This window comes from Corallococcus sp. Z5C101001, from assembly GCF_007352635.1.
GTDB lineage: Bacteria > Myxococcota > Myxococcia > Myxococcales > Myxococcaceae > Corallococcus > Corallococcus silvisoli.
Map to the genome: position 1 here is coordinate 103,941 of NZ_VKLU01000007.1, position 24,696 is coordinate 128,636.

Below are 24,696 nucleotides of genomic sequence, written 5' to 3' on the forward strand. Positions count from 1 at the left end.
GGTGCGACGACTCTATCAAGCCTCCCCTGACGGATTCACGCGGGAGGCTCCCACGCCCCCGTGAAGGCATCGAAGCGCCGCATGTTGACGCTCAGCGCGCGGTACACCTGGGTGTCCGTCCCCACGTCCACTCGCGCTCCGTCCGCGGGCGGTGGCAGCCGGTCGAACCGCGCGCCCGCGAACCAGCGGTGCGGCTGCGCCTCCAGGACGAAGAGGCCCTCGTCGTCCAGGTCCACCTGGATGGGGACGAAGTCCACGCGCTGGAGCTCCACGGGCGGAGGGAAGTCCATCGCGACGCGGAAGGGCACGCGCGCCCCCGCTTGTGTCGCGATGCCCTCCAGCACCAGGGAGCGCCCCTCCATCACGTCCGCCTCCGCGCCCAGGGCCCGGGAGGGCGGCTGGAGCAGCAGCGACAGCGAGCGCGCCACGCCCGCGATGCCAGGGGAACGCCCCAGCACCCGCGCCCGCGCGCCCTCCGCGAGCAGGTCGAACACCACCTCCCGGTCCCACTCGCCCAGCACGCGACCGCCGGAGAAGAAGTCCCCTTCGTGCGCGTGCGCGGTGGGCAGCAGCACGCTCCCCAGCCGGCGCAGCAGGGCCTGGGGCTGGACGGGCGAGGCCTTCTCGAACAGGTAGATGGGCCCCAACACCAGACGCGCGGTGGTGAGCTCCACGCGCCAGCCGGTATCGGAGGTGAAGGCGCCGGCCCGGGCCTCGTCGGGCGCGAGGGCCGTGCGCAGGCCCATGTGGAAGGTGATGCTCCGGCCCCCGGTGCCGGATCCCCCGCAGGCGTGGACGCCCGCCGCCAACGCTCCGCCCAGCATCCACGTGAAGGCACGACGGGTGTGGCGCATCATGGCCGCTCCTCCTGGAGGTCCAGGTACACGGTGAGGGTGCCCCGCACGATGCGCGGAGCACCGGCGGAGAAGTGACGCGTGGCCAGCAGGGACGCGGGCGCGTCCGGGCCCCGGAAGTTGGACACGTAGTTGAACTCCGACTCACGCCAGCGCGCGTCCAGCAGGTTCTCCACGGACAGGCCCAGCTCCACGGCCCGCCAGCGCGCCCGCGCCGCCACGTCGAAGAGGAAGATGGATTCGCTGAAGCGGTCCAAGGGCAGCGGCTTGGGCCCGATGGCGCTGTGCCCCAACGCCACGCTCCACCCCACCGGCTGGTGGGCCACGGTGACGGAGCCGCGCCACGCCGCGTCCACCCGGCCCAGCACCTGGGGGATGTACGGCAGCACCGTGCCCTCCCACAGCCGCCGCGGCGATGCCCCGGGCAGGGGCTGCGTGGCGCGCGCCCACGCGAGGCTCGCCTGCACGTCCAAGCGCTGCTCCCACTGAAAGCGCGCGCTGCCAAAGGCCCCCAGCCGCTGCGATGGCCCCATGGGCTGGTTGCGCCCCGTCGTCTCGCTGAAGACCAGGTCCTGCGACACGCGCGTGGCGAACACCGCGCCCCGGAGCTCCAGCGTGGAGGGGCCTTCCCCCCAGCGCCAGCCCAGCCCCGTCTCCCCCGAGGCCACGCGCGCGTACGGCGCGAGCTCCGCGTCGGACAGGCCGGCCGCGTCGCTGGAGCGCGCACCCAGGCCCGCGCTGGTGAGCCACGTGAGGCGCGGCGACAGGCGGATGTCCACGCTGGCGCGAGGACTGGCGAAGAAGCCATATGCCTCCACCGCCTCCTCGGGGATGCGCGCGCCCTGCCGGTCCGAGTCCGGACGGTTCAGGTCCTCCACGCCGAACAGGAAGGTGTCCACGCGCACGCCCCCTCGGAGCGTGAGCCAGTCCAGCGGCGCGCCGCGCAGGGACAGGTACGCGCCCAGGTTCGTCGTGCGCACCTGGTTGTCGAAGACGGTGGCGTACGGCGCACCGCCCTTGTCACGCAGGCGCCGCGCGCGGGTGTGCACGGCGTCGTAGCGGGCCACGTAGCCCAGCTCCACTGGCCCGGCGAGGCCCGGCGTGTAGCGCCCGCGCAGGCCCACGGTGGTGCCCTGGTAGGACTGCTCCGTGTCGTCGCCGCGCTGGGCCTCGCCCACTGGAGGCGTGTCCTGGAGGAAGCCGGTGAAGTTCTCACGGCCGCGCATCTGGCGGGCGATGGCGAAGGCCTGCTGGACGAAGCGGCCTCCGCGCTCCAGCCGGGACGTCAGCTCCACGGAGGCCAGGTGCCGCTGGCTGGCGCCGCCCTGGTTCGCGTCGTAGAGGCAGAAGAACTGCGAGTCGGCGTCCCGGGCGCACGGCATCCGCGCATCCACGACATCCGTCTCCCGCACCACGCCCGCGGTGGCGTAGCGCGCGCCGTAGCTCGCGCCGAACAGGCGCAGCCGCGTCTGCGGCCCCAGCCGCCACTCCGTCTGGGCCATCAGGCCCGCGTTCGCATAGGCGCGGTTGGGGCCAAAGCCGTGCCCCTGCCGCACCAGCACGCCCACGAAGGTGGCTTCGGACATCCCGGCAGGCCCCCACACCAGCGACAGCCGGCGCGACGCGAAGCTCCCGGAGCTGACGGACGCGGTGATGCCCCGCCGCTCCAGCCCCAGCTGGTACTCCACCGTGCCCGCCACGCCGAAGTCGCCTTGTGACGGGTCGTAGGGCCCCTCCGTCACGCGCAGCGACCGCACCAGCTCCGGGATGATGAAGTACGTGTCCGCGTATCCATGGCCGTGGGCGTGGGAGACTTCGTTGAGGGGCACGCCGTCGAGCCGCAGCTCCACGTCCTTGCCCTCGCCCGCGTCGAAGCCGCGCAGGTAGAGGGTGTCCGCGTGCCCCTCACCTCCGTGGTTCGCCAGCATCACCCCCGGCGCCAGCAACATCAGGTCCGTGGCCGAGCCGCGCGGCACGTCCGCGAGCTGCCCCACCTGGATGTGGAAGTCCCCCACCGCCACCGGAGGCGGCGCCACCGAGCGGTCCCGCACCGTGGTGGAGAACCCGCGCGGCTCCGGCTTCGCGGGTGGCTCGGGGCTCGCCACCTCCTCCTCGCCGGGCCTCGGCTCGAACGTCACCGGCACGTCCACCCGCACCTCCAGCGGCTCATCCCCCCGGCGCGCGGGCTCGAAGCGCCACCGCGTGGCCGCCGCCATCGCGGCCCGGTCGAACACCGCGCCCCCTGACTCGAGCACCTCCACGAAGGACACCGCGCCCCCCGTGTCCAGGGTCAGGCGCAGCAGCACCCGCACGGCGTCCTTCAACGCGGGCGCATCCGGGGGCAGCACCGGCGGCGCCGCCTCCACGGGCACGGGCGGCGTCACGGGCACTTCGGGCGACGCGCCCAACAGCCAGAGCACCAGCGTCGGGATGAACACGGGCGGAGACCTCTGCCGCCCACGTCCTCCCGGCACGGGCGGCCCTCACGAACGGCGGCCGGTGGATATCGCAACCCAGGCTTGACTTGCAACTTAGTTACAAATACCAACCAACTGCATGAGAATCCGACACAAGTGGCTTCGGGGCCTGCTGCTGGGAGCGCTCGGCCTGGGGGCGTCCGGCTGCGGCGACACCGTGGCCCGGGGGGACGTGCGGGTGTCGCTGAGCGGCGGGGACGGCACGCAGCGAGGCTACGCGGACCACCTCTTCCAGGACGGCTGGTCCGTGCAGTTCACGAAGTACCTGGTGTCCCTGGGCGACTTCACCCTCACCTCCGCGGGCGGGGACGTCCAGGCGACGGCGGAGCACGTGGTGGTGGACGTGCAGAAGGGGGACGTGCCGCTCACGGCCCTCACGGGGCTGGCGGCGGGGCGCTACTCGGTCGCCTTCCAGGTCGGCCCCCCGGAGGCGCGCACCGTGGCGGGGGACTCCGTGTCCGCGGGCGATCTGGAGCTGATGCGCGAGCGCGGCTTCAGCTACTTCGTGGAGGGCCGCGCGCAGAACCGGGACCCCACCCTGGGCCTCTACACGTTCCGCATGGGCTTCCCCGTCCACGCCCGGATGGTGGACTGCATCAACGGCGTGGACGGCACCCAGGGCATCGTGGTGCCGGAGGGCTCCGTGGCGGAGGCGGAGGTCACCATCCACGCCGAACACATGTTCTATGACCGGCTGGGCACCCACCGCGGCGTGCAGCTGCGCTTCGAGGCCATCGCCGCCACGGCGGACGCGAACCACGCCATCACGCCGGAGGGGCTGGCGTCCCAGGAGCTCCTGGACCTGCGGGGCCTGGACGGCGGCGAGCTCCGGGATGCCCAGGGCCAGCCCGTCGTCTACCAGCCCGGCGCCCACGCCATCCGCACGCTCCAGGAGTTCGTCACCCAGAGCATCGTGGATCAAGCGCACCTGAACGGCGGCGGCGTCTGCACCGTCGCCGCGCCGTAGGGCCCTCCCCTTGCGAGGGGAAGGCCCCGGCGGAACGTCAGGCCTTGGGGGCTTCCTTCGCGGCGCGCTGCGCTTCGACCTCGCGCCGCACGTCGTCCATGTTCAGCGCGCGCACCTGCTTGAGCAGGTCCTCCAGCGCGGCCTGGGGCAGTGCTCCCGGCTGCTCGAACAGGAGGATGCCGTCGCGGAACACCATCAGCGTGGGGATGGAGCGGATCTCGAAGGCGCCGGACAGCTCCGGCTGCGCGTCGGTGTCGATCTTCCCGAACGCGATGTCCGAGTGCACCTCGGAGACCTTCTCGAAGACGGGCGCGAACGCCCGGCACGGGCCGCACCAGGTGGCCCACCAGTCCAGGACGACGATGCCGCCCTTGCCCACCGTCTCCTTGAAGTTGTCCTTCGTGATTTCGAGCGTCGCCATGAACAGCCTCCTAACGAACGTCCAACAGCTCCACCTCGAACAGCAGGGTGGCGTTGGGGGGAATCACACCGGCCGCGCCGCGCGCGCCATAGCCCAGCTCCGGCGGGATGGTGAGCTTGCGGACGCCGCCCACCTTCATGCCAGCGACGCCCTGGTCCCAGCCCTGGATGACGTGGCCCGCGCCCAGGGGGAAGGCGAAGCCCTGGCCCCGGTCCCGGCTGCTGTCGAACTTCTTTCCGTCGGTGAGCGTGCCCACGTAGTGCACCGTCACCCGCTTGCCCGCGACCGCCTCGGCCCCGGTCCCGACCTTCACGTCTTCCACCTTCAGACTCATGCCCGGCTCCTTGGCGGGAATCCGCCATGGAAAAATGGGCACTCTAACGCCAGCCGCAGCCTCCTGCCTCCCTGAATGCCCAGCCCCCGCCGGAAACAAAAAGAGTGACGGCGGGCGCCCGGTTGTTTCCGGACACCCGCCGCCAGCGCCTGCCATGGATGTTTCAAGCAGGGTTCAGCTTCAGAACGTACCGCCCACGTTCAGCGAGGTCGTGTAGCTACCACCGCCCGACGGATTGCCGTTGCTCTTGATGTCCGGAGCGAAATCCTTGTCGAACAGGAAGTTGTAGTAGCCACGCAGGTCGGCGGTGAAGTGGCCGATGTGGCTGCGCAGACCCACGCCCGCCGGCACGTTGCCCACGGTGTCGTCCTTGTAGCCCAGCGATTCACCCCCTCGGAAGTGGTAGTTGCTGATACCGATACCGCCCATCAGGTACGGCTGGATGGCCGTGGGCGCGACGGCGAGCGTCATGGCCGCCTGGCCACCGTTGCGCACCAGGTCCGGGCCGCTGGAGGCGCCCGCGTCACCGGCGTGACGGATGTTGTTCAAGGCGCCGGTGTAGCCGACCTCGATGCCCAGCACGGACGTCGGCTTGAGCGACGCCGTCACGCCCGCGGTAGGACCCGGCGAGAGCTGCGGAGCCAGGGCGCCGGTGTAGCCTTCCACACCGCCACCGATGAGCACCGTCAGGCCCTTCTTCGCGTTCTTGCTCTTCTTGTTCTCCACCTCCAGCGGCTGGATGTCCTCATTGGACGACGCCGAGGGGCGGTAGTCCGAGGACGGCGGCGGCGTGGAGAGGCCACTGCCTCCCGTGGCGTCCGCACTGGACGACGTGCCGGACAGCCCGCTGTCGCTCTGGCTCATGCCGCCGTTCGCGGGAGGCGGAGGCGGAGGCGCGGGTGGCGTGGCCGCGGGAGGCGGAGGCGTGGCCGCGGGAGGCGGAGGCGTGATGCCACTGCCGCCGCTGCCACCCATGCCAGACTGATCCACCGGCTCGCAGCGCAGCGGCATGTTCATGTAGACCGCGCCGCTGCCACCCGTGGCCCCGCTGGGGCTGCTCAGGCCCTGCTCGCTGCTGCCAGACGACCCGCTGCCCCCCGTGCCCTGGGAGTTGTCCACGGGCACTTCCTCGATGACGAGGTCCTCTTCCTGGACCGTGCCAGGAGACGCCTTCGCCGAGCTGCTCGAGCTGCTCTTGTGCGTCTTGTTCTTGTGGACCGCGGTCTGTCCAGGAGGGCACTCCTTCTGCCCCTCCGCCTCCTCCGCCACCGCGCCCGTCCCGTACATGAGCGCCGCGATGGCGCCCGCCAGAATTTTCGCTTTCATTCAACCCTCCTCCGTCGACTGACTGACATGAAGGTTGTCGTGCGAGGGACATCCGGCAAGCCGTCCGTGGGTCATCAAGGAAAGCCGAACCGCCCGTTCCCCCTCCAAGGGAGGAGGCGTGGTTTCAGAGCCACTTCACGGGGACGGAGGGCCTGCCCGCCCCCCTGTCCACCGTCAATGACAGACACGCATCAGGCGTCGCGCAGCCACGCTGAACCGGTGACGACAGGCAATTGCAATGCGCGCTCACGGTCCAGGTCCAGGTTGCCGATGTGCAGCGACAGCGGCGACTGCACCCACTTGTAGATGGACTGCTGGAACAGGCGCACGAAGCGGTCCACGTACCCGCCCAGCCGTTCGGCCTCCACCTCCGGGAACATCGCGGTGAGCGCGGTGCGCATCTCCGACGGCGTGAGCTTCTCGCCCGCGTGCAGGTAGAAGCACGCGTCCAGGATGGGGAAGGGCATCAGCTCCTCCTCGCCCACCTGGTCGTGCGCCAGCTCCGGCCCCGCGGGCTTGGCCAGCACCTTGCGGATGCCTTCCAAGCCGGTGGTCTCCTGGAGGTAGTCCAGCAGGTACATCACCACCGTCTTGGGCACGTTGGCGATGACCGCGAGCGCGCCCATCAGGTCCCCGCCGATGGTGGTGTAGCCCACCGACTTCTCGCTCATGTTGCCCGTCTGGAGGAACAGGCCCCCGCAGGAGTTGCTCCAGTTCCACATGCGCTGGGCGCGGATGCGGGCCTGGATGTTCTGCTCGGTGATGGGGGTGAGCTTCGTCGCGCCCAGCATCGTCTGGGCGGCGGCCTTCTCCCGTTCGAAGGCCTCCTCGATGGACACCACCTGGAAGCCGACGCCCAGCTCGCGCGCGATGGTCTCCGCCGCGTCGCGCGTCTGCTGGCTGGAGTAGGGGCTGGGCATGTAGAAGGCCTGGATGAGCGAGCCCGGGTCCTCCGGCCGCGCGCGCTTCGCGTACCGGTGCGCGATGAGCAGCGTGAGCAGCGAGTCCCGCCCCCCCGACAGCGCGATGCCGAACAGCTTGAAGGCGCGCGTCTTCTCGAAGTAGTCGCCCACGCCCAGGGCCAGCGCGTCCAGGATGTCCTCGCACAGCGCCTCGCGCGGGGTGCGGCGGGTATCCGGCGCGGGCAGGAAGAAGCTGCGGTGCGCGGGCACCGGGTAGGACAGCTTCTGGCGCTGGGTCGTCACCGCCTGCGTGCAGTCCACGGTGGGCACCTTGGGGCCGCCGCCAGCCACCCAGGACTCGCGGTCCACGCGCCAGGTGGTGTTCTCCGCGCGCAGGCGCAGCGTGCGGTCCAGGTCCACCACGGCGCAGGTGTAGCCCTGCTGGAAGCGCGGCGTCTCCAGCACGTGGCGGCCGTTCTGGTTGATGAAGCCGCCGCCGTCGAAGATGAGCCCGTCGTTGCTGCCCACCGCGTTCGCGTAGGCGATGGTCACCTGGTGGTCCGACGCGCGCGTGGCGATGAGCTCGCGGCGCGTCTCCCAGAAGCCCAGGCGGAAGGGGGACGCGGACAGGTTCACCACCAGCTCGCCGCCGGAGTACACGCGCCGGCGCATGGGGCCGTCCGCGCTCCAGATGTCCTCGCACACCTCCGGCGCCACCACGCCGAAGTCGAACTGGAAGAGGAAGTCCCCCAGCGGCACGCCCCGGTGCGTCTCCGCCATGCCCGGCTGGCCGTGGCCGAACGTCCGGCCCTCGTAGAAGACGTTGTAGGTGGGCAGCTTCTCCTTGGGGACCAGCCCCAGCACCCGGCCCCCCGCCACCACCGCGGCGCAGTTGAGGCGCACGCCCTGGTGGGCCACGCCCACGCCCACGATGCTGACCAGGGGCAGCGCCGCGGTCTCCTTCGCGAAGCGCTCCAGCTCCGGCCACTGGTGGTCCATGAAGCCCTGCCACTGGACCAGGTCCTCCGCGGGGTAGCCGGCGATGACCTGTTCGGGGAAGACGCCCAGCGTGACGCCCTCGGCCGCCATCCTCCGCGCCATGTCCAGCACCCGGTCGGTGTTCGCCTGGAAGGCGCCCACGGTGGTGTTGACGCTGGCGATGCCAATCTTCACGAGCCGCATGGTGCGTCGCTCTCCCTGGAGGGCTTGAAGGAGCGCCCCGGGGCCCGAGCAATGCGCGGGAGGGGCGGCCAGGGCAAGCGCTTGCTGCGGCCCGGCGCCTCCGGCCGTTCCGCGTCCCTCCCCGCCCTAGTTCAGGGGGCCGCTGGGGCGCACGGGCTGCAACTGGCCCAGCAGGTCGCTCAGGTCCCCCAGCACCTGCTCCAGCCGGCGCCGGACGTCCAGCTCCCCCAACAGCTCCTGCCGCCGCCCGGGCTCCGGCACCACCGCGGACGCCACCACGTCCGCCAGCATGCCCCCGCCGGCGCGGGCGGCCACCGGCAGCAGGCCCTCCGCGAACGAGGGCGGCACCCGGCCGGCCAGCTCGAAGACGGCCTGGCGCAGCTGCTCCTCCTCCGGCCCGGTGTAGGGCAGGTCCGGCAGCACCTGCGCCCGCACCTGGCGGTAGAGCGTGTCCGGCGACAGCTCCTCCACCATCCGCACCCGGCTGACGCCCTGGAGGAGGATGTTGTAGCGCCCGTCCTCCACCTGCTCGTCCCAGATGATGACGCCCGCGCAGAGCAGGGGCTGCAGGGGTGGACGGCCCTCGTAGCTCCCCTCCCACCCGGGCTCCAGCTGGCCCAGCGCCAGCACCCGGTCCGTGGCGAGCGCGTCCTTCACCAGCGCCCGGTAGCGCGGCTCGAAGATGTGCAGGGGAATGACGGTGTGGGGAAACAGGACCGCCGACGGCAGGGGGAACACCTTCAGCGCGCTGGCGGCGCGTTCCACGGTTTCAAGAGCGGTCATGGTCACCCTTCCACGTTTGTAAGCCCCCAGGGTCCAGGGCGCATTCCAATCAGGCAGGCATCCAGGCCCGGTGTCCCACTGGCAAGGGCGCCGGGTTCCGCTAGGGTGCGCCACCGCATGTCCCCTACCGAGCCTCCTGCCCCGTCCTCTCCAGCCACCCCGGCCGCCGCCGAAGCCCCGAAGTCGTCCTGGTACCGCCGGCTGTACCTGCGCGTGGAGGCCGCCGCCTCCACGCCGCACGCGCTCGCCACGATGATGGCCGTGTCGGTGGTGGACGGGTCCGTCTTCCCCATCCCGCCCTTCGCCGTCCTGGTCCCCATGGTGCTCGCCCAGCCGAAGAAGTGGGTGCGCTACTGCCTGATGGGCACCCTGGCGAGCCTCGTGGGCGGCCTCATCGGCTACGGGCTGGGGGCGGGCGTGGGCGAGGGCATCACGCAGCTGCTGCACATCGACCTGAACGTGCGCGTGGACCGCTTCGGCGTGTCCGGCACGGTGGGCGAGCTGCTGGGGCGCAACTTCTGGGTGCTGGCGCTCCTGTGCTCCATCCTGCCCACGCCGTTCAAGATCGTCGCCATCGGCAGCGGGCTGGTGTCCGTGCCGCTGGAGCGCTTCCTGCTCGCGTCCGTCATTGGCCGGTCGGTGCGCTTCTTCCTGGTGGGCAGCGTGGTGCGCTTCTTCGGCCCCACCGCCCGCAAGTGGCTGCGCGTCTGACGCCCGCCTAGCCGCGGCGCGTGCCGCCCACCGCGCCGCGCGCGGCCTCCCCGGGGAGGCCGCCCGCCAGCATGGCCTCCACCGTGGCCAGCAGCACGTCCGGGCGCACCGGCTTCTCCAGCACCCGGTGGGCCAGGGTCTCCACGAACGCCCGCGCCTCCGGCGACGACGCACCGCCGGAGATGAACACCAGCCGGGCCACCAGCGCGGGCGCGTCCTCCACCAGCCGCCGGTACACCGCGATGCCGTCCATGCCCGGCATCTGCAGGTCACAGAGCACCACGTCGAAGGCCTCCCCGGCCGCCACCCTCGCCAGCGCGTCCTCGCCGCGCGTGGCGGTGACCACGTCGTGCGCGGGCTCCAGCAGCAGGCGCATGGACTGCGCCAGCCGGGGCTCGTCGTCCACGATGAGCACCCGGCCGCGCCGCCCGGAGGACGCGAACTCCGTCCGGCAGGCCGCCCCGCTCCACGAGACCGCGCGCAGGGAAGGCGCGGAGGAGCCGGGCCCGGCGCTCCGCACCGGCGCGGGTGGCAGGAGCAGCGTGAAGGTGGCGCCCTGCCCCGGCACGCTGTGCACGCGCAGCTCGCCCCCGTGCGCGCGGACGATCTGCTGGCAGATGGCCAGCCCCAGGCCCGTGCCCTCCTCGCGGCCCTTGGTGGTGAAGAACGGGTCGAAGATGCGCGGCAGCACGTCCGGGGGGATGCCGCCGCCGGTGTCCTCCACCTCCACGCGCGCCTGACCGGACGCGTCCGTGCCGGTGCGCACGCGCACCTCGTGGCGGCCCGGTTCGCCCTCCGGGATGGCCTGCAGGGCGTTCACCAGCAGGTTGAGCAGCACCTGCCCCAGGCGCGCCTCGCTGCCGAGCACGCGGGGCACCGGCCCGAAGTCCTCCACCAGCCGGGCGCGCGAGCGCAGCGCATGGAGCACAACGCGCACCGCGGGCGGCACCAGCGCGTTCAGGTCCAGCAGTCCCCGCTCCGGGGCGTCCTCCCGGCTGAACACCTGCAGGTCCTTCACGATGAGGCGGATCCGCTCCGCCCCCTCCTGGGCGTGGCGCACGCTGTCCAGCGCGTCGCGCATGGCCGGGGGAGGCGCCTCGCCCTCCGCCGTCAGGCTCCGCTCGGCGGCGTCCAGGTTCAGCGCCAGGTAGGCCAGCGGGTTGTTGATTTCATGGCCCACGCCCGCGGCCAGCGTGCCCACCGCGGCCACGCGCTCGGCGGCCACCAGCCGGGCCTGCAGCTCCTTCGTCGCGGTGACGTCGCGGTGGGTGGCCACGAAGTGCGTCACGCCCCGGCCGTCGGCGCGCACCGGGGACAGCTGCATCTCGCTCCACACCCGCGTGCCGTCCGGCCGCGTGAGCGCCACCTCCGCGCGCAGCGAGCGCTCCTCGCGCAGCGCCTCCGCCAGCCGCTGCCGCTCCCCGTCATCGTCGGACGCCAGCAGCGCCCCGGGCGCCGCGCCCACCAGCTCCTCGCGCCGCCGGCCCACCAACCCGCACAGGGCTTCGTTGACGAACACCGTGCGCAGGGCCCCGGACTCGCGCACCTCGCAGATGAGCACGCCCTCGTGCACCGCGCGCACGGTGGTGGCCAGCAGCTCCAGCAGCGCCACCGCCTGGCGGCGCTCCGCGCGCGCCGCCGCGAGCAGCAGGCCCGTCAGCGTGGTGATGCCGATGAAGAGCTGCAGCACCACCAGGCCCCGCGGCGGCGAGTCCGGCGTGGCGAACGGCCCCAGCCCCCGCGCGGTGCCGGCGATGGCCGCCAGCGCGACGAAGAGCGAGGACAGCGCCGCGCCCCGCAGGCCGAAGCGCAGGGCCGCCCACGCCGACAGCGGGAAGAGCAGGAACGCCAGCGCGTGCGCCATGCTGGAGCCCGGCTGCGGGAAGGCGAAGACGCCCACGCTCACCGCCAGCGTCACCGCCGGCAGCACCGCGGCCTCCCAGGAGCGCGCCCCCAGCCGCCCCCTGCGCACCAGCAGCAGCACGGGCGCCACCAGCAGCATCCCCAGCAGGTCCGCCATCCACCACAGCCAGGCCGCGGGCGCCCACTGCTCGCCGGGCACCAGCCCGCCCCGCACCAGGTTCAGCGCGCCCGGCCCCGCGCCCAGGAGGGCCCCCAGCGCCGCCGCCGCGCCCAGCCACGCCACGTCCCGCACGCTGTGCAGCTCCTGGGAGGACTCCACGCGCCGCAGCAGCAGGGCCCCCAGCACGGCCTCCAGCGTGGACCCGACGGCGACGCCCAGCCCCACGCCCGGCGACACGTCCATCGACAGCGTCACCGCCCAGGAGGCCAGCAGCACCGCGGGCCAGCGCGACACGCCCAGCACCAGCAGTCCCCCCAGCGCCACCCCCGAGGGCAGCCACACGGGACAGATGTGGCTGTCCTCCGCCGCCAGCGACAGCGCGCCCCGCGCGGCCAGCAGGTACACGCCCGCCAACGCTAGGACCTCCACGAGGCCCCGGACCGGGAACGCCGCCACACGGGCTGGATGCCGACCTTGGATGATGACTCCCCCCGTCCCTTCCGCGCCGTGACCTCGGGGCTGGAGGAACATGCGTCATGCTAGCGGGGACCGCGAGGCGTTGCACCCCATCCACCGCGCAGGGACACCAGGCAGGCAGGCGTGTCCGTCAGAGGATGCAATGGGCGCCCCACGGGACCGTAGGATGAGGACAAGGAGGAACGAATCCATGTCGCGTCCCGGTCTTGCTGCGCTGCTGTCGTTCTTCATCCCCGGCGTGGGGCAGATCTACAACGGTGACATCCTGCGCGGGGTCTTCTGGCTCATCATCACGCCCGGCTTCTGGCTGGGCACGGGCGGCATCCTGGGCTGGGTGTGCCACGTCATCGCCGCGGCCACCGCGTACAACCGCGCGGAGGACAAGGAACGCCTGAGATACGGGATGGGCTGAAGCGCCCGGTCCCGCTCGCGGACATGAAAAAGGGCCTTACCGGCCCCAACCCCACCGCCCCGGTGCCCTGATGGACCGGGGCGGTGCCGCGTTTGCGTCAGGTGTTGAACGCATCGGGCAGCGGCTGCGGGCCCGGAACGATGCCGGCGATGTCGGGATCCTCCTCGCCCGGCATGCGCGCAGGACGCTGCTCCTTCTCGGTCTTGCGCTCGGCCTTCTTGGTGTCCTTCTCGCGCTGCTTCTGCTGGCGCGCCATCTCCTTCTGCCGCTTCGTGGACCTTCCCTGCATGGAGCCTCCGGGGAAATATTGACCGAAAAAGAGGCCCGGCCCCGTCAAGGCCGGACCTCGTGGATGCGTGAAAAGCAACCGAGCCGGGAAGGGCTCAGCCGACCGGGCGGACGTTCTCCGCCTGGAGCCCCTTGGGGCCCTTCTTCACGTCGAACTCCACCTTCTGGCCCTCGGCCAGGGTGCGGAACCCATCCGCCTGGATCGCCGTGTGGTGGCAGAACACGTCCGGACCACCGCTGTCCTGCGTGATGAAGCCAAAGCCCTTCGCATCGTTAAACCACTTCACCGTACCACTTGCCATGATCTGCTTCCTTGTCCCACTGGCAACCCGGCGTCATCGCCGGACTGCCCGCCCCCATATTTTGGGGCGAAGACCGCGCCTTAACCCTGAACAGGCATGAAGTCGAGCCGGGAACCACTCCCGGCCCCTCCTTCACGTCGTCGAAGGTAACAACCTCGATCTCGCGGTGAAACGCCTTCGCGGGCCGGGGCATTTCCCGCTGGGTGACGCTCCAAGCAGCCAGGGGTGACAGGCCCGGGGGCCCCCCGGTGTTTCGGAATAGTTTCCACCCCTGAACACTTCCGCCTGGACGTGTCCTATCGTGGGGCCGCCCGTCCCGCTCCACCTCCCCGTCGTTTCCATTTCGTGAGGCGTCCCTCCCAGTGACAAACCCTACCCGTGTGACCTTTGGCCAACGCGATGCCTCCTTCGCGGAGGACCTGAAGCGGCGGGTCTCCGAATACTTCGAGACCCGGAACCTCTCGCAGCGGGCCAACGGGGCCATGTACGTGAAGGCCCTCTGCATCCTGGGCTTCACCGCGGGCGTCTACGGGCTGCTGCTCAGCGGGCGGTTCGGCCTCTGGGCCATGCTGGGCCTGGCGGTGCTGATGGGCGTGGCGATCGCGGGCATCGGGTTCTGCATCGGTCATGACGGCGTGCACGGCTCGTACAGCGACAACGCGCGCGTGAACGGCGTGGTGGGCCTCGCGTTCGACCTCATCGGGGCGAACAGCTACATGTGGCGGATCACCCACAATGTCCTTCACCACACGTACACCAACATCCAGGGGATGGACGAGGACCTGACGGTGAGCCCGCAGCTGCGGCTGTCGCCGTATTCCGAGTGGAAGCCGTACCACCGCCTGCAGCACCTGTACGCGTTCACCGCGTACTCCTTCACCACGGTCTTCTGGGTGTTCGCGAAGGACTACAAGTACTTCTTCCAGAAGGACCTGGGCCCCTACAAGGACAAGAAGCACGCGGCCGGCGAGTGGGGCCGCCTCATCGCGATGAAGGCCCTGTACTACGCCTGGACGCTGGTGATTCCGTGGATGGTGCTGAACGTCACCTGGTGGCAGTTCGTGCTGGGGCAGCTGGCCATGCACCTGACGGCGGGCTTCATCCTGGGCATCGTCTTCCAGCTGGCCCACGTGGTGGAGGACGCGGAGTTCCCCGTGCCGGACACGGACGGCAAGGTGGAGGACGCGTGGATGGTGCACCAGCTGCGCACCACGGCGAACTTCGCCCGCAAGAACCGCCTGCTGAGCTGGTACGTGGGCGGGCTCAACTTCCAGGTGGAGCACCACCTGTTCCCCAAGGTGTGCAGCATCCACTACCCGGCGCTCAGTGAAATCGTGAAGGCCACCGCCCACGAGCACGGCCTGCCCTACCTGGAGGCGGAGACCTTCCGGAGCGCCGTGGCGTCGCACTACCGGATGCTCAAGCGGCTGGGCCGCGCGCCCGCCGCGGCCGCGGTGCCCGAGCAGCCCAAGCCGAAGCTCGCCGTGGCGGCCTGATTCGCGCCGTGGCACGGAGCGCCCCGTGGCGCTCCACCTCAGGGGCCGTCCTCCGGGTGTCCGGGAGGCGGCCCCTGCCGCGTTTCAAGGGGCCGCGGTCCGCAGCGCGGTGAGCAGCGCGTCCGCCGAGGAGACGACCGCCCGCGCCCCGTGCGCGTGCAGCTCCGCCTCCGTGCGGAAGCCCCAGGTGACGCCCACGCCGTACATGCCCGCGGCCCTCGCGGTGTCCATGTCCACGGAGGTGTCCCCCACGAAGCCGCACGCGTCTGGCGCCACGCCCAGCTCTCGGGCCAGCGCCAGCGCCGCCGTGGGGTCCGGCTTGCGCGGGATGCCCGGCCGCTCCCCGTACACGCCCGCGAAGGGCACGCCTGGCAGGAACCGGGCGACCAGCCGCTTCACGAAGTCGTCGGATTTGTTGCTGAGCACGCCCAGCCGGAGGCCGTCCCGCGCCAGCACCAGGAGCGCGTCCGCCACGCCTGGGTAGGCCACCGTCCGGTCGAACAGGTGGGTGTCGTAGTACGCGTGGTAGGTGGCCAGCACGCGGCGCTGGAGCTCCGGGATGGCGCCCCCCGTGGCCCGCTCCGCCAGCATCGCCACGCCCTCGCCCACGAAGCGCAGGTAGGCGGCCTCCGGGTGCGGCGGCAGGCCGTGCGCGACGAGCGCGTGGTTCATCGCCGTGGCGATGTCCCCCAGCGAGTCCACCAGCGTCCCATCCAGGTCGAAGAGCACGGCGCGCAGGGGCATGACGGCGGGAAGCCTTTCATCGGAAGAAACGCGAACGCCCCGACCCATGCAGGGTCAGGGCGTCTTTTGTAAAGCGCGGACCCCGGAACCGGCCGGGGTCCGCCGCGAGAAGCCTACGGCGTGGCGGCGGCGGCCTTCTCACCGCTCGCGGCGCCACCGCCCTGGATGACGGCGAAGTTGATGTTGTTGTAGCCGGCCGTGGCGCAGCTGAACATCACCCGCTTGATGACCTTGAACTGGACGTCCTTGTTGGCCTGGATGTTCACGTCGCCCTTGAAGCCGTCCGTGCCGCCCGCCATGGAGTGGAGGTCCTCGAACTGCTTCTTCATGTCCCGCAGCTTCTCTTCCAGCGCGGGGATGTTGAGGTACTCGTCCTTGGTGAGGTCCTCCACCCGGCCCACGATGGTGCCCGACACGCTGACCTGGTCGTTGGACACCATCACCACCGGGTGCATCTCCACTTCCTTCACGTTGACCGCTTCGGGAAGGACGATGTCCTTGGTCATCATCAGCACCTCACCCGTCGCGGAGAAGTTCGCGATGAGGAAGAGCACGATGATGACGAACATGTCGACGAGCGGGGTGATGAGCAGGTCCGCGAACCCGCTCTTCTTGCCGTGCCCGCCGTGGCCGAAGACCTTGGAGTGCTCCAGCCGCTTGCCGTACCGCTTGCCGGGAACCTTGATGCCCATGGCTTGAGTGCTCCTGTTAGCCCATCGCCGCGGAGACCGACACCTGGGGCAACCCGGAGCCGATGCACTCGTCGATGATGCGGACCAGGTCCTCGTAGCGGACCAGGTCCTCGGTCTGAAGGGTGATGGCGGACTGGTCCGGCAGCTGCGCCTTCAACTCCTTGAAGCGCGCCACCAGCTTGGACAGGTCCGGCCGGCCCTTGTCGTCCCGGGTGAGGGGGATGGGGTCGAAGGCGCTCTGGTCCGCGGTGAGGCGCATCTCCGTGGGCGACACCAGGAGGGTGAGCTGGACCGTCTTGGTCTTCTCCTCCTCCTGCTGCTCCTCCGTGGAGGCCCCGCCGGCCTGCGACACCTGGAGACGGCCAATCTGCGTCCAGACCGCCGTCATGATGAGGAAGCTGATGGTCACTGCCATCAGGTCAATGAAGGGGACCAGGTTGATGGCGACATCGAGCGGCTTCTTGCCACCCTTGCCCGAGTTGCCCAGGTCCATTCCGCCGGCCATGGCGACTACCTCCTAGCTGACAGCGCGCTTCGCGCATGCACGACGTTTCAAGAAGGCTACAGGAAAGGCGCGCTGGCGGCTCCCCGGCTTCGGGGCGTCCAGACAGCGCGCCGGTGCTTCCGGTTCCACATCCACCGCGGACCGCGCCTGCCGGAGGAGGACTACTCCTCGGCGTGGTGGGCGGAGGCCGGGATGTTCAGGTTCTTGAACTTGTCGCGGTTGGCCACGATGAGGTTCAGCACGGAGACGCTGGTCTCGTTGATGTCGTTGATGAGGCCCTGGGTGCGGCCCATCAGCACGGAGAAGGCGATGAGCGCCGGGATGGCCGTGAGCAGACCGAAGCCCGTGCAGTTCATGGCTTCGGAGATGCCGTTCGCCAGAATGGTGGCCTTGTCGGCCGGGTTCACGTTCGCCACCGCTTCGAAGCAGGTGATGAGACCGTTCACCGTGCCCAGGAGGCCCGCGAGCATCGCCGCGTTGCCGAGCATCGCCAGGTAGCCCGTGCGCGCCTCCAGCCGCGGCGTCTCACGCAGGCTGGCCTCGTCGAGCGCCGCCTGGACCTCGTCCTGGCCCTTCGGCACGTTCATCAGGCCGGCCTTGATGACGTTGGTCAGCGGCGTGTTCTTCTGGCCGGCCACGTAGTTGATGGCCTTGTCCAGGTCGCCCGCGTAGATGTGCTTCTTGAGGCCGCGCAGGAAGCCCTCCTTGTTGATGGAGGCCTTGAAGAACAGCACGATGCTGCGCTCGATGATGATGGACAGCGCGATCACCAGGCACACCGCGATGGGGTACATGCCGGCCTGACCGGACTCCCAGCGGCGCCCCAGTTCCTGCAAGAAGGTTTCGTTGCCGCTGGCGGCGTTGGCGAGAACGGACAGATTGGTCACAAACCCCAGGTTCATCACTGATGGCCTCCAGATGGCCGGCGCGGCTCGCGCTTGCGAACCATTCCGGACTGCTGCCAGCCGGGTGGACATCCACCCAGGTCAGCGGCAGGAATATTGGATCACGGTGGCGGCGAGTCTAGGAACCGCTCCCAAGCGTGTCAAGGCAGCCACCCTCTGCGTTAGTTACTGAAATCTCACAGGAATTTTGCGTTGGCGCGCGGCTTGCCAAGTCGCTGGACAGGGCACATGGCGGGCACTCCACCGTTGATTGCGCAACGCGCGTGCCACCCCTTTGGGCGTCTCCAGGCGGCGTGCTAGGCGAGGAAACCATGGCCCGAAAGCGCATTGGCGAGCTGCTGGTGGAACGCGGCGCGATCACCCCCGCCCAGCTGGAGGCGGGGCTCGCGGCGCAGCGACAGACGCGGCAGCGGCTGGGCGTGACGCTCATCGGGCAGGGCGCCATCACGGAGGCGACGCTCGCGCAGGCGTTGAGCGAGGCGCTGGAGATGCCCCAGGTGGACCTGGCGGCGATCACCCCGGACTGGGCGGCGGTGCACTTCCTGCGCGCGCGGTTCTGCGAGCAGCACGACCTGTTCCCCTACGCGCTGGAGAACGTGGGCGGCCGGCGCCAGCTGGTGGTGGCCATGGCGGATCCGCTCAACATCACCGCCATCGAGGAGATCGAGTTCACCAGCGGCATGAAGGTGAGCGGCCGGGTGACGGCGCTGTCCGCGGTGCGGGGCGCCATCCTGCGCTACTACCACAAGGTGCCCGTGGCCACGGGCCCCCGTCCCAGCCCGTCCCCGGCGCGGCCGGCCCGGCCCGCGCCGCCGCCCGCGCGCCCCTCGTCGGTGGAGGACGACGACGAGGAGGTCATCGTCGGCGAGGAGCTGCCGGCGTCGGAGAAGACGCAGCGCACGTCGCTGGCGGACCTCATCCGCGAGCGCGAGGAGCAGGCGAAGCGCAAGCGCGGCGGCGCGGGGGCCGCGGGGGACAAGGCCAAGGCGCGCCCGGCCTCCTCCGGGGGCGGCGTGCTGGACGACCTGGACTACCTCTTCGGCCAGGCGGCGCGCGAGGAGCCGGACCGGCTGGAGGAGCTGGAGCGGCGCTTCTGGGCGCTGATGCGCATCATGGCGCGCAAGGGCCTGCTGACGAACGAGGAGTTCCGGCGCGAGCTGGACGACGAAGCCGGCGAGGACTGAAGCCCCGCCCGCTCAGTCCTCCGCCAGCGGCAGCCGCACCGTGAAGAGGGTGCCCTGCCCCACGGTGCTCTCCACGCTCAGCCGTCCGCCGTGGTTCTCCACGATGCCCTGGCAGATGGAGAGGCCCAGGCCGGTGCCGCGCCCCTCCGGCTTGGTGGTGAAGAAGGGCTCGAAGATGCGCGACAGGTTGCGCGGCTCGATGCCGGTGCCGGTGTCGCGCACGCGCACCACCGCCTCCTGCCCCTCCTGGACCGTGGACAGGTGCACCTGTCCGCCCGGCGGCATCGCGTGGCAGGCGTTGGTGACCAGGTTGACGAACACCTGCACCAGGTTGGCCCTCACGGCGGCCACCGGCGGCACGTCCTCCGCGTAGTCGCGGTGCACGGTGACGCGCGCCTGGGACACGACGTGCTCGCAGAAGCCCACCGCCATGTCCACGACGGCGTTGAGCGACACCCGCTCCGGCCGGTCCTGCGCGGGCCGCGCGTAGCTGACCAGGTCGCGGGTGAAGCGCAGGATGCGGTGGCTGCTCTCCAATATCTTCTTCAGCTTCTCCTGGTCCGCCGGGTTCGCGCCCGGCGTCAGCCGCGAGCGCTGGAGCAGCGCGTCCGCGTACGTGGCCACCGCCGTCATCGGGTTGTTGATTTCATGCACCACGCTGGCCGCCAGCTGGCCAATGGAGGCCAGCTTCTCCGCGTGGATGATGCGCTTCTCCAGCTCCTTCACCACCGTGACGTCCTGGCCAATGGCGATGACGCCCTCCACCTCCCCGGGCTGGGTGAGCATGGAGGAGGTGGCGAAGGACACGCGCACCTCGCCGCCGTCGCGGGTGAGCAGGCGCGTCTCGAAGCTGTTCACGGACTCGCCGCGCATGGCCGCGGCCAGCACGGGCGCCATGCGCAGGTGCTCGCTGTCCGGCACGAGCGAGGACAGGTCCCGCCCCAGCACCTGCTCCTTGGAGAGGCCGGTGAGCGCGCTCAGGGCCTGATTGAAGACCACCACCTGCTTGTCCCGGTTGACCACCAGGATGAGCGCGTTGGCCTTCTCCAGCAGCTCCTCCAGGTACTTGCGCACGAACGTCAGCTCGTCGATGAGCTTCGCGTTCTTCACCGCGACCGCGACCTGGCTGGCCAGCTGGAGCAGCACGCGCTCGTCGTGCGCGGGGTCCGCGTCCAGCCCCTCCGGGTACTCCATGTTGATGGCGCCGAAGAGCTGGCCGCTCGCGACCAGGGGGGCGCTCACCGCGCGGGTGCTCCCGTGGAAGAGCAGCGGCACCTCCTCCGAGATGGTCACGCGGCCCTGCGGCAGCGACGTCACCGTCAGGTTCGTCTTCTCCACCGAGCGCTGGAAGAGCACCAGCGGTTCATGCGCGCCCTCCTTGAGGCGCCCCTCCGCGTAGAGCGACGTGAGGCCGCCGGTGCGCGCATCCACGATGCGGATGCAGAAGGCGCGGGCGGGGAACAGCTCCTTCACGCCGCGCGCCACCGCGGCCACCAGCTCCTCCTCGCCGCCCGCCTCCGCCACGCTGCGGCCCAGGTCCAGGAGCACGCCTTCGGTGCGCGCCTGCTCCAGCAGGGCCCGCTCCGCCACCACCAGCCGGCCGCTGATGATCTCCGTGTCCAGCCGGGCGCGCACCGCGACGGTGTCCGCCTTGCGCGACAGGGTGAGCACCAGGGAGGTGCCGCTCGGGAGCACCAGGTCCACTTCGTGGGACTCGCCATCCTCCGGCGGGGTGGCGCCCACCAGGGCCTCCGCCATCCCGTCCACGGTGACGTCGTGTTCGGCGCAGAAGCGGCGCAGCGCGGGGTTCACCGCCGCGATGCGCAGGGCCGCGTCGCAGACCGCCACGGGCTCGTCGAGCGCGTCGAAGAAGGCCTGGAAGGCGTCGGGGGCCAGGGTTCCGGAGGGACGCATGGCACGGACCTCACTCTTCATGGGAGGTCGCCTTGTCGAGGTCGAGGATCTGCTGCGCGCCCACGTACGACTTCGTCTCGTAGCGGGTGATCTTCCCAATCTTGCGGACGATCTCCGCCATGCGCTCCGCCTCGCGGTAGATGATGTCCACCGGCCTCCAGGCGAAGTCCTCCTCCTTGAGCTTGCGCTTGAGCAGCTCCGCGTAGCCCATCACGGAGGTGAGGGGCTGGTTGAGTTCGTGCGCCGCGGTGCCGGCGAGCGCGACGATGACGGCGCTCTTCTCGCTCTCCTCCAGGCGCGTCTCCACGTCCGACAGCTTGCGCTCCAGCTGCACCCGGTCCCGGAGGTCCGTGAAGATGCCCACGCTGAAGGACTCGCGGCCGCCCTCGTAGACGATGGAGGCCGTCATGTTGACGGGCACGCGCTCACCGGAGCGGTGCATCAGCTCCTGGCGCGTGAGGGACAGCCGGCCGCGCCCCCCCATCTCCGGGCTGCGGATCTGCGCCATGATGCGCTGGGCGACACCGGGCGGGTACAGCTGGAGGGCGGTGAGCTTCTCCTGCGCCTCCTGGGCGGTGTAGCCGCACATCGCCTCCGCGCCCTTGTTGAAGAGGATGATGCGCCCCTTCAGGTCCGCGGCGATGATGGCGTCCACCGACGAGTCGATGAGCCGCTCCAGGAAGTCCTTCGTGTTGCGCAGCTCGTCCTCCAGCTTGCGCGCGTGCGTCACGTCGCGGAAGGACAGGATGGTGGCCGCGTCCTCGTCGCGCAGGGGCGCCGCGGACATGGACAGCGTGAGGCAGCGGCCCGCCGGCGTGCGCACCACCACGTCCACGCCCATGCGCGCCTCGCCGCGCGACGCGGAGGTCACCAGCTCCATCAGCACCCCGTCGTCCACCGGCTGGGTGATTTGATTCAGGTGCTTGCCCCGCGCCTCGCTGGCGGTCGTGTCCAGCATCATCGCGCCGGAGGGGTTGAGCGACAGCACGCCCGCCTCGTCGTCGAGGATGGCCACGCCCTCGCTCACGTGGGCGAAGAAGAGCTGGTAGGGCTTGAAGGACGCGGCCTTCTCCTCCGCCGCCAGCCGCGCGGTCTGCACCGACTGGAGCACCGACGCGCTCCGGAGCGCCACCGCCGTCGCGTGCGCCACCGTGGTGAGGAAGTCGATTTCGCGCGTGCTGAAGGCCCGCCGGCGGCCGGCCGCGCGCAGCAGCAGCACGCCGCGCACCTCGCCCCGGATGGGCAGGGGCAGCGCGGCGATGGCGTGGATGCCTCGCGCGGCCACGGCGCGGCGCTCCAGGTCGCCCAGCAGCGGGTGCGTGGCCGCCTCCTGCATCACCACCGGCTTGCCGGTGCGGACCACCTCGCGGATCTCGGGGTAGCGCGCCAGGTCGATGCGCAGGTCCTTCATGCCCGGGTCGTCGCTGGCGGCGACGATGACGCCCTCGTCCACGCCACCGCCCACCATCACCAGCGTGGCGCGCGCGATGTCCAGCTGCTCCGCGAGGCGCCGGGTGACGCCGTGCAGGAGCGCCTCCACGTCGGAGCTCTCCGCGTAGTCGGCGGTGAGCTCCAGGAGCAGCGCCAGGTCCGTCTGGCTGCGGGCCTGCTCCTCGCGCTCGCGGTGTCGCTCCGCGGCGCGCTGCAGGCGCCAGGTGAGCTCGTGCGGCAGCCCCTGGTGGGTGAGGATGTCCGTGGGGCGCAGCGTGTCCACGGCGGCGAAGCCGCGCGGATCCGGCGACACCAGCGCGATGAGCGTGAGGTGCGGCCCGTTGAGCGAGGTGAGCAGCTCCACCACGGCGGGGCCGCAGCCGGGGGCGGTGAGGTCCACCAGCGCGAGGGCGGCGTCGTCCGGGTCGTCCACCACGCGGAGGCCCGCGCGCTCGGCCGCGATGTTCAGGGGTTCTCGGGCCACCGAGCCCGGGGGGACCAGGACGATGCCGAAGGCGGGTTCCGACGGGGCCGACACGGTTCGGAGGACTCCGGAGCGAGGGGCCCCGGAGTCTACACAACCCCCGGGGTCAGGGGCAGCCCGCCGCGAAAGCCCCCGGGTCCGGCGCCGCGCCCCCGGGATGGCTCCCGCCCGGGGCACGGCTTCAAGGCACGCGTCAGGGCGCGGTGGAGTCCCCCGCGCTCCCGCAGAGCAGCGCGTCCAGCTCCCCGCGCTCCTCCAAGGCATACAGGTCGTCGCAGCCGCCGACGTGGCGGCCCGCGATGAAGATCTGCGGCACGGTGTGACGGCCGCAGCGCTCCTCCATCTCAGCGCGCCGCTCCTCGTTCGCGGCGACGTCCACCTTCTGGAACTCGCAGCCCTTCTCGTTGAGCAGGTCCATGGCCTGGCGCGAATAGGGACAGGTGCGCTTCATGTAGACGACGACCTCGAGCATCACGGCCTCCTGTCCCGAAGGATGGGGACGCCCGAGGCCCTTCGCCAGGGCTCGCTCCCCTGCCTGCCCGCCTCAGCGAGCGCCGGGCACGGGGACACCCGCCGGCAGACGCGCGGAGGCCTCGCGGGCACGGCCGCGCAGGTCCCACGCGTACAGCGCGCTCCACTGGAGCACCGCGCTGAAGACGAACAGCAGCGGCCACAGCGGCGTGTAGTGCAGGCGCAGCAGGTACAGGCCCACGTAGTACACGTAGAACTGGAGCATGAACGCGAACAGCGAGTGCCGACCGATGACGCTCGCCGCGCGCAGGTAGCGCGACAGGTACCCGGCCTGCTCCGCGCGCATCAGCAGGCCCATCACCGCGAGCACCGTGCCGCCGTAGAGCGCGACGTAGGCGGGCCCCGGCGGGTACTTCTGCGCCTGGGAGGTGAGCGCCATCAGCGTGGTGAAGCCGGCGCCCTGCCACAGGTGGCGCACCGCGATGTGGAGGACCACCAGGCCGCCGCCGAAGGTGGCGATGCCCAGGCCCACGAATTCGAAGCGCCGCGCCACGCCCTTCACGTCCGCGCGGCCCCAGGTCCCCAGCCACTCCCCGAACATGCTGCCTACCAGGTACACGCCCAGCCACGGCACCACCGGGAAGCTGGAGAGGAGCACGGACAGCTCGCGCTGCCCGAAGAGCGCCTCCTTGAGGGTGCGGGCCACGGCCGCCTCCGGCCACCAGCACAGGCTCACCGTCCAGCTCAGCGCGAACAGCCCCACGCCCAGCCAGGCGCGCGCGCGTCCGTCCAGCCGCGTCACCACCCACGGCCCCACGAGCAGCGCCAGCCCGATGGTGTCCGTCACCGGCAGGATGCGCAGCAGGTACAGGGGCTCGTTCGCCCAGAAGCGACAGGTGGGCACGATGAGCAGGTGGCCCACGGTGAGCAGGAACAGGCCCCGGCGCTGGAGCCGCTCGCGCAGGGGACCGAAGTCCCGGCTTCGCGAGTGCAGCAGCCCCAGCATCAGGCCGCTGATGACCATGAAGCCGGGCGTGGCCATCATCGTCAGCAGGTTCATCCGCTCGCGCAGGTGCGCGGCCTCGCCGCCCAGCGGATACAGATACGCATCCGCGAAGTGCGACAGGAACACGAGCAACATCACCGTGCCCCGCATGGCATCCACCGCTTCCAGCCGTCCAGAGGCGGACCGCGCCCCCGACATCCGCTCGCGTTCCATTGGCTATCCCTTTCGGAAGATGGCGCGCGGCGTTGATGGCATCCCCCACCCGCAAGTCGCGGGTGCCTGCCCGGCGCGCCTGCCTCAGGGGATATCACCCCCGTGATTAATGACAAACATTTGGCCTGCTAAACCTTTCCCACTGGAATCATTGTCGCGCCAATCACCCGTATCGCTTTGGGTGGAGATTGA

Annotated in this window: 23 protein-coding genes; 5 read left to right on the forward strand and 18 right to left on the reverse strand. The window is 70.9% G+C overall.

All coding sequences use genetic code 11. The features are described 5' to 3' along the window. Window positions 1-35: 35 nt before the first annotated feature. Together FOF48_RS17485 and FOF48_RS17490 are read right to left on the reverse strand one after the other, a co-directional pair. Complete coding sequence (locus FOF48_RS17485) at window positions 36-857, reverse strand: hypothetical protein (RefSeq protein WP_186001954.1); 822 nt, start codon at window positions 855-857, stop codon at window positions 36-38. Next, window positions 854-3,292 (reverse strand): TonB family protein, encoded by a 2,439-nt coding sequence (locus FOF48_RS17490; protein WP_143903104.1) that lies wholly within the window; start codon window positions 3,290-3,292, stop codon window positions 854-856. The genes FOF48_RS17485 and FOF48_RS17490 overlap by 4 nt, the downstream gene beginning before the upstream one ends. A gap of 118 nt (window positions 3,293-3,410) precedes the next feature. On the opposite strand from FOF48_RS17490, the gene FOF48_RS17495 reads away from it, so the two are divergent. After that, the gene (locus FOF48_RS17495; protein ID WP_143903106.1) at window positions 3,411-4,298 is read left to right on the forward strand and encodes a hypothetical protein; all 888 of its coding nucleotides are present in this window, start codon (window positions 3,411-3,413) and stop codon (window positions 4,296-4,298) included. A gap of 37 nt (window positions 4,299-4,335) precedes the next feature. Here the strand turns inward: FOF48_RS17495 and trxA are convergent, their stop codons facing one another. From trxA to FOF48_RS17520, 5 genes are all read right to left on the reverse strand, one after another. Continuing rightward, window positions 4,336-4,719 (reverse strand): thioredoxin, encoded by a 384-nt coding sequence (trxA, locus tag FOF48_RS17500; RefSeq protein WP_143903108.1) that lies wholly within the window; start codon window positions 4,717-4,719, stop codon window positions 4,336-4,338. Window positions 4,720-4,729: 10 nt separating this feature from the next. Continuing rightward, window positions 4,730-5,053: an FKBP-type peptidyl-prolyl cis-trans isomerase gene (locus tag FOF48_RS17505; protein ID WP_143903111.1), complete on the reverse strand. Its 324-nt coding sequence runs from the start codon at window positions 5,051-5,053 to the stop codon at window positions 4,730-4,732. Window positions 5,054-5,233: 180 nt separating this feature from the next. After that, entirely contained in the window at window positions 5,234-6,379 is a 1,146-nt protein-coding gene (locus FOF48_RS17510) for a hypothetical protein (RefSeq protein WP_235685581.1), read from the reverse strand. A gap of 191 nt (window positions 6,380-6,570) precedes the next feature. Then, window positions 6,571-8,463, reverse strand: coding sequence for an NAD(+) synthase (gene nadE / locus FOF48_RS17515; protein WP_143903113.1), 1,893 nt, complete (start codon window positions 8,461-8,463; stop codon window positions 6,571-6,573). A gap of 126 nt (window positions 8,464-8,589) precedes the next feature. Next, complete coding sequence (locus FOF48_RS17520) at window positions 8,590-9,246, reverse strand: LON peptidase substrate-binding domain-containing protein (protein ID WP_143903115.1); 657 nt, start codon at window positions 9,244-9,246, stop codon at window positions 8,590-8,592. Between the two features lie 117 nt (window positions 9,247-9,363). On the opposite strand from FOF48_RS17520, the gene FOF48_RS17525 reads away from it, so the two are divergent. Continuing rightward, window positions 9,364-9,957 (forward strand): YqaA family protein, encoded by a 594-nt coding sequence (locus tag FOF48_RS17525; RefSeq protein ID WP_143903117.1) that lies wholly within the window; start codon window positions 9,364-9,366, stop codon window positions 9,955-9,957. 7 nt (window positions 9,958-9,964) lie between these two features. On the opposite strand, the gene FOF48_RS17530 is transcribed toward FOF48_RS17525, so the two are convergent. Continuing rightward, the gene (locus FOF48_RS17530; protein ID WP_304503223.1) at window positions 9,965-12,394 is read right to left on the reverse strand and encodes an MASE1 domain-containing protein; all 2,430 of its coding nucleotides are present in this window, start codon (window positions 12,392-12,394) and stop codon (window positions 9,965-9,967) included. Between the two features lie 253 nt (window positions 12,395-12,647). Here FOF48_RS17530 and FOF48_RS17535 point away from each other — a divergent pair, with 253 nt between their 5' ends. Then, entirely contained in the window at window positions 12,648-12,869 is a 222-nt protein-coding gene (locus FOF48_RS17535) for a hypothetical protein (protein ID WP_143903121.1), read from the forward strand. 97 nt (window positions 12,870-12,966) lie between these two features. Here FOF48_RS17535 and FOF48_RS17540 read toward each other — a convergent pair whose 3' ends face one another. Continuing rightward, entirely contained in the window at window positions 12,967-13,158 is a 192-nt protein-coding gene (locus FOF48_RS17540; RefSeq protein ID WP_143903123.1) for a hypothetical protein, read from the reverse strand. Between the two features lie 94 nt (window positions 13,159-13,252). Further along, window positions 13,253-13,459 carry a cold-shock protein gene (locus FOF48_RS17545; RefSeq protein ID WP_143903125.1) on the reverse strand — a complete coding sequence of 69 codons (207 nt, stop codon included), beginning with the start codon at window positions 13,457-13,459 and terminating at the stop codon, window positions 13,253-13,255. 380 nt (window positions 13,460-13,839) lie between these two features. On the opposite strand from FOF48_RS17545, the gene FOF48_RS17550 reads away from it, so the two are divergent. After that, window positions 13,840-14,955 (forward strand): acyl-CoA desaturase, encoded by a 1,116-nt coding sequence (locus FOF48_RS17550; RefSeq protein WP_255442309.1) that lies wholly within the window; start codon window positions 13,840-13,842, stop codon window positions 14,953-14,955. A gap of 84 nt (window positions 14,956-15,039) precedes the next feature. On the opposite strand, the gene FOF48_RS17555 is transcribed toward FOF48_RS17550, so the two are convergent. From FOF48_RS17555 to FOF48_RS17570, 4 genes are all read right to left on the reverse strand, one after another. After that, window positions 15,040-15,699, reverse strand: a complete 660-nt coding sequence (locus FOF48_RS17555; protein WP_143903129.1) for an HAD family hydrolase — start codon at window positions 15,697-15,699, stop codon at window positions 15,040-15,042. 113 nt (window positions 15,700-15,812) lie between these two features. Continuing rightward, the gene (locus FOF48_RS17560) at window positions 15,813-16,391 is read right to left on the reverse strand and encodes a biopolymer transporter ExbD (RefSeq protein ID WP_143903131.1); all 579 of its coding nucleotides are present in this window, start codon (window positions 16,389-16,391) and stop codon (window positions 15,813-15,815) included. Between the two features lie 16 nt (window positions 16,392-16,407). Then, a complete protein-coding gene (locus tag FOF48_RS17565) occupies window positions 16,408-16,896 on the reverse strand; it encodes a biopolymer transporter ExbD (protein WP_143903133.1) in 489 nt (162 codons plus the stop codon). A 161-nt stretch (window positions 16,897-17,057) separates the two neighbouring features. Further along, on the reverse strand, window positions 17,058-17,798 hold the full coding sequence (locus FOF48_RS17570) for a MotA/TolQ/ExbB proton channel family protein (RefSeq protein WP_143903135.1): 741 nt from the start codon (window positions 17,796-17,798) through the stop codon (window positions 17,058-17,060). A gap of 314 nt (window positions 17,799-18,112) precedes the next feature. Between FOF48_RS17570 and FOF48_RS17575 the strand changes: the two genes are divergently transcribed. Next, window positions 18,113-18,985, forward strand: coding sequence for a general secretion pathway protein GspE (locus tag FOF48_RS17575; RefSeq protein WP_143903137.1), 873 nt, complete (start codon window positions 18,113-18,115; stop codon window positions 18,983-18,985). 12 nt (window positions 18,986-18,997) lie between these two features. Here FOF48_RS17575 and FOF48_RS17580 read toward each other — a convergent pair whose 3' ends face one another. The 4 genes from FOF48_RS17580 to FOF48_RS17595 all read right to left on the reverse strand — a co-directional run bounded on the left by FOF48_RS17580 (window position 18,998) and on the right by FOF48_RS17595 (window position 24,504). After that, window positions 18,998-20,899 (reverse strand): ATP-binding protein, encoded by a 1,902-nt coding sequence (locus FOF48_RS17580; protein WP_143903139.1) that lies wholly within the window; start codon window positions 20,897-20,899, stop codon window positions 18,998-19,000. Between the two features lie 10 nt (window positions 20,900-20,909). Beyond that, window positions 20,910-22,868, reverse strand: coding sequence for a PAS domain S-box protein (locus FOF48_RS17585; protein WP_186001955.1), 1,959 nt, complete (start codon window positions 22,866-22,868; stop codon window positions 20,910-20,912). Between the two features lie 139 nt (window positions 22,869-23,007). Further along, window positions 23,008-23,286, reverse strand: coding sequence for a glutaredoxin 3 (gene grxC / locus FOF48_RS17590; protein ID WP_143903141.1), 279 nt, complete (start codon window positions 23,284-23,286; stop codon window positions 23,008-23,010). 72 nt (window positions 23,287-23,358) lie between these two features. Continuing rightward, entirely contained in the window at window positions 23,359-24,504 is a 1,146-nt protein-coding gene (locus tag FOF48_RS17595; RefSeq protein WP_143903143.1) for a heparan-alpha-glucosaminide N-acetyltransferase domain-containing protein, read from the reverse strand. Between the last annotated feature and the right edge of the window lie 192 nt (window positions 24,505-24,696).